This is a genomic window from Methanosarcina spelaei, assembly GCF_002287235.1.
GTDB classification, from domain to species: Archaea; Halobacteriota; Methanosarcinia; order Methanosarcinales; family Methanosarcinaceae; genus Methanosarcina; species Methanosarcina spelaei.
Window position 1 is genome coordinate 1 of record NZ_LMVP01000193.1, and the last position, 3051, is coordinate 3051.

Here is a 3051-nt window from a genome sequence, read left to right on the forward strand (position 1 = left end):
CCTAGCTTCGGCAGGTTAACGCAACTAGAGGTATATATTTTCATATTCCTCTCCCATTAGACTCAATATCTTCCAATGAATCTCTTCCATATTTAGAATTTCTGACTTTGCTTTCCCTTTTTTCTGAGTTATAAGTTCTGTAATTTCCTGAAACTTGAAAAATATCCATCTCATTGTCGGTCTTTTTGTTGGTTTTCCTTTCTGATCTGGAACCGTTTCATTTTCTTCTTCTAATTTTGTCCTTAATTTCCATTCCGCAATTGAATAAATCATCAAGCAGAGAACCATTATCATTGTCAACGCTTCAATTCTTGATTTATTCTTGAGATACACCTTCGATACGCTAAAGGTATCACTTTTCAAAAATCTGAATCCTTTTTCTACTTTATCCTGTCCTTTATAATACTTCAGCATCTCTTCAGGAGAAAGACTGATATCATTACTTGCAAGAATGAAAAGTCCCATTTTCTCCATTTCTTTTAAAACAAAATCATCATTAACCTTTATAACCCCCTCAATCCTGTAATATGTCTTCAATTTCTCATCTTTAGAAATTCTGCCTCTTTTACCTGTTTCACGTTTTTTAACGGTTTTCAAATCTACTTTTTCAAACACAATAGAAGGGAAATCTGCAATCCATTTTTCTGCTGCTTTTAATGCATCTTCTTCACAGAAAAAGTCCTCTCCTACCAGTTTTTTAAGCGACTTTTCTGCTTTTTCAAGTTCATTTTGAAGCTTCTTTCTGAGAGTTATCTCTTTCTTTTCTTTCATTTTATGAGAAAGCAACAAAACCCACTTTTGCTTGACTCCCCCATAATCAACAAAGGTTTGATAAAATGAGTATCTTTCATCGCTTTTCAGTGGCTTCAGGTTTAGATTTGCAGTTAGCAGTTCCTTTGCCTCATTAATTGTTGCAGGAACACGACTGATCCAGAATGACTTTCCTATATTATTGATATTATTGTCAGTGTAAAAGGAACTATCAGCGACATAGTACACTTTGCTTTCAGGACTTAAAGCTGATTTGAGAGACTTTATTGCTTCCAGAATTGTGCTTTTGTCGGAAGCATTCCCTGAATGAGTGTTCATAAAAAGGGGTATTCCATGCTGATTTACAATCAAACTTAGCACAAATTGTTTGAGATCCCATCTTCCGTTTTTGGGAATTCCAAAAGTGATATCAATAGACTCCGTTTCTTCGTCTTGATAATCACCATAAACGCTGACACTTGTAGTGTCAGCGTGTAAACAATGGACAGGAATAGGTAGACGATTCATAATGTGAAGAACAATTTCCGTAAACAGTTTTGTAGGACCATACTTTACGATTCTGTCAAGAGTTTCTCCGATAGCATATTGATTCAGATCTTCTCGTGTTACACCTTCTCCAAAAAGTCTTTCTATAGAAATATTCCTGAAAAAGTCAGGAAAAAGGTATAGACGTTGACCTATGAAACCAAGACCATTGAGTACCATGGCAAGGATGCAGACTGAGTGAGGAATCTTGTGATCCCTTTCCTTTGGGAGTTTCTCATCGATCAGTTTGTCAACTTCAAGTTCTCGGAAAACTCCAGCAATGAGACCAAGGTGACCTAAAAATCTTGTACGTTTTATTGAGGATTCGACTAGTCGACTGTTGTTTTTGTCTGCCATGGAAAATCAAGAAAAAAGATGTGAGAATAATTATATTAACTTATATGTTTACCTGCCGAATCTAGGATGATAGTCCATATAAATTTTGTTCCTTATCAGTATAATATACTTCACGTCGTTAAATTTCCTGCAGGTTCCCATAAACGACCAAATATTGACCCCAAAAACGTATGGAAATATTCATTTTTGTTCTAGAGCAAAAATTATCATATACAGGTTTTACAATAAAAATTCGTACATTATATTTAAAGGGAATTTGCAACAAATTCACAACAATGCCTAAATATTGAATGCTTTTTAGTACTGATATTCGGAATTTCAGTTAATAAGAACTACTGATTATTGAAGAAAGTAAAGAATTGTCAACGCCGATTTAATTTTCCCCACATTGGTCGGTTTAAAATTCCTCACCTTTTGATATAAAGTTTACTCAATTTTTCATGAATTCACTCAAAATCACTGGTACAGATTTCCTGTTTTTATTCCCTGTTTCTTTCTCTCTTTCAGCCTGTAACTTTCTCCTTTGATGTTAATTGTCGTACAATGATGGAGAAGCCTGTCAAGTACAGCAGCCGCTATAACATGGTCCTTGAATATCTCTCCCCATTCTCCATATGACTTATTCGATGTCAAGATCACTGAACTCTTTTCATAACGTCTGGAGATTAGCTGAAATAGGCAGTGAGCTCCTTCCTCATCAAACGGGAGATATCCAATTTCATCAATTATCAACACTTTAAATTTCATCAAGTCCCTGATCTTCTTTTCAAGTATTCCTTCTCTATCTGCTATTTTCAACCTATCAATAAGGTTTCCTGTATTGGTAAAGTAAACCGAAATTCCTGCTTTTGCTGCTTCAATCCCAAGAGCAATTGCAAGATGAGACTTTCCAACTCCAGGAGGACCGAGCAAAACAATATTCTCTGCATTATGAACAAATCTCAACGTTGCAAGGTCTTCTATGACTTTTTTATCAATAGATGACTGAAACTCAAAATCGAATTCTTCAAGCATCTTTTTAACAGGAAAAACTGCACTTTTCATCCTTCTCTCAACTGCAACAGCTTCCCTGTGTTTCTTTTCCTGTTCAAACAGATAATCAAGGACTTCCATTGTTGTCTTGCTGTCCCTTGCAGCAATTTCAAGATAGTTATCAAGAAGCTCTTCAATAGTATTCAGTTTCAAGTACTGCAGATTAGTGTGAAGTCTTTCATAGCTGAAGTTGTTCATTCAAAACCACCTTCACTAAATGTTTCATAGACATCAAGAGACCTCTTTTCAACTTCAGGACCTGAGAACTTCAATGGAATCTGTGAATCCTTCCTGTATTTTGAATTCTCTTTCATTGGTCATCGGTTCAGGCTTCACTTCCTTCTCCTGTTATTCTTTTTTGATCCA

2 protein-coding genes are annotated in these 3051 nt (G+C 35.5%); both read right to left on the reverse strand.

Annotated elements, in window-relative coordinates; all coding sequences use genetic code 11:
• Positions 1-24: 24 nt before the first annotated feature.
• Positions 25-1653: an IS1634 family transposase gene (locus ASJ81_RS10590; protein WP_095644288.1), complete on the reverse strand. Its 1629-nt coding sequence runs from the start codon at positions 1651-1653 to the stop codon at positions 25-27.
• 456 nt (positions 1654-2109) lie between these two features.
• On the reverse strand, positions 2110-2883 hold the full coding sequence (istB, locus tag ASJ81_RS10595; RefSeq protein WP_095643032.1) for an IS21-like element helper ATPase IstB: 774 nt from the start codon (positions 2881-2883) through the stop codon (positions 2110-2112).
• Positions 2884-3051: the final 168 nt, after the last annotated feature.

Bases quoted from the DNA above. Each gene is read 5' to 3' on its own strand.
- ASJ81_RS10590 (WP_095644288.1), bottom strand. From the start codon at position 1,653: ATGGCAGACAAAAACAACAGTCGACTAGTCGAATCCTCAATAAAACGT.
- istB (WP_095643032.1), bottom strand. From the start codon at position 2,883: ATGAACAACTTCAGCTATGAAAGACTTCACACTAATCTGCAGTACTTG.